The sequence below is a fragment of the Streptomyces sp. NPDC054863 genome (assembly GCF_053610825.1).
Genome location: NZ_JBSGZD010000546.1, coordinates 1 through 1,724, shown reverse-complemented (window position 1 = coordinate 1,724; position 1,724 = coordinate 1). Strand labels below are relative to the sequence as shown.

Genomic DNA, 1,724 nt, shown 5'->3' with positions numbered 1-1,724 from the left:
GTGCTGGATCGCACCGGAGATGCCGGAGGCGATGTACAGCTGCGGCGAGACGGACTTGCCGGTCTGGCCGACCTGGTTGGTGTGCGGGTACCAGCCGGCGTCGACGGCGGCGCGGGAGGCGCCGACCGCGGCACCGAGGCTGTCGGCGAGCTTCTCGATGACCGAGAAGTTCTCGGCGCCGTTGACGCCGCGCCCGCCGGAGACCACGATCGCGGCCTCGGTCAGCTCGGGACGGCCGGTGGACTCGCGCGGGGTGCGCGAGACGACCTTGGTGCCGGTGGCGGCCTCGGAGAAGGAGACGCTCAGCGCCTCGACGGCGCCGGCGGCCGGGGCGGCCTCGACCGGGGCCGAGTTCGGCTTGACGGTGATGACCGGGGTGCCCTTGGAGACGCGGGACCTGGTGGTGTACGAGGCGGCGAACGCGGCCTGCGTGGCCACCGGACCCTCGTCGCCGGCCTCCACGTCGACGGCGTCGGTGATGATGCCGGAGCCGATGCGGACCGCGAGGCGGGCCGCGATCTCCTTGCCCTCGGCGGAGGACGGGACCAGCACGGCGGCCGGGGAGACGGCGTCGTACGCGGCCTGCAGGGCGTCCACCTTCGGGACGACGAGGTCGTCGCCGAACTCCGGGGCGTCCGCGGTCAGTACGCGGGTCGCGCCGTGCTCGCCGAGCACGGCCGCGGCGGCGTCGCCACCGGCGCCGAGGAAGACCGCGACGGGCTCGCCGATGCGGCGGGCGAGCGTCAGCAGCTCCAGGGTGGGCTTGCGGACGGCACCGTCCACGTGGTCGACGTAGACGAGAACTTCAGCCATGGGATTGCTCTCCTGCGAGTGCGAAGAAACGGGGAAGGGGAAGTCCGGTCCGGACTAGATGAACTTCTGTCCGGCCAGGAACTCGGCGAGCTGCTTGCCGCCCTCGCCCTCGTCCTTGACGATCGTGCCCGCGGTGCGCTCCGGGCGCTTGTCCGCGGAGTCGACCTTGGTCCAGGAGCCTTCGAGGCCGACCTCTTCGGCGTCCAGGTCCAGGTCGTCCAGGTCCAGGGACTCCACCGGCTTCTTCTTGGCGGCCATGATGCCCTTGAAGGACGGGTAGCGGGCCTCGCCCGACTGGTCCGTCACCGACACGAGCGCCGGGAGGGAGGCCTCCAGCTGCTCGGTCGCCGAGTCGCCGTCGCGGCGGCCCTTGACGACACCGTCCTCGACCTTGACCTCGGAGAGCAGCGTGACCTGCGGGACGCCCAGGCGCTCGGCCAGGATCGCCGGCAGGACACCCATGGTGCCGTCGGTCGACGCCATGCCGGTGATGACCAGGTCGTAACCGGTCTTCTCGACGGCCTTGGCAAGCACCAGCGACGTCGCCATGACGTCACTGCCGTGCAGGTCGTCGTCCTCGACGTGGACGGCCTTGTCGGCGCCCATCGACAGCGCCTTGCGGAGCGCGTCCTTGGCATCCTCGGGACCGACCGTCAGGACGGTGATCTCCGCGTCGTCGGCCTCGTCGGCGATCTGCAGCGCCTGCTCGACGGCGTACTCGTCGAGCTCCGACAGCAGACCGTCGACATCGTCGCGGTCGACCGTCAGGTCATCGGCGAAGTGCCGGTCGCCGGTGGCGTCGGGCACGTACTTCACACAGACAACGATCCTCAAGCTCACGCCGGCTCTCCTACTGCATCGTCTATTTTTCGACTGCCTCGTTGCAGGCAGCATAGGCGCCTGAAGGGGCG

General features: G+C 70.6%; 2 protein-coding genes. Both read right to left on the bottom strand.

The genetic code is table 11. From position 1 onward, the window contains the following. A partial coding sequence (locus ACWGIG_RS38770; protein ID WP_453326426.1) for an electron transfer flavoprotein subunit alpha/FixB family protein occupies positions 1 to 813 on the bottom strand: 813 nt, incomplete at its 3' end. Between the two features lie 54 nt (positions 814 to 867). Further along, positions 868 to 1,653, bottom strand: a complete 786-nt coding sequence (locus tag ACWGIG_RS38765; RefSeq protein WP_398418019.1) for an electron transfer flavoprotein subunit beta/FixA family protein — start codon at positions 1,651 to 1,653, stop codon at positions 868 to 870. Positions 1,654 to 1,724 lie beyond the last annotated feature (71 nt).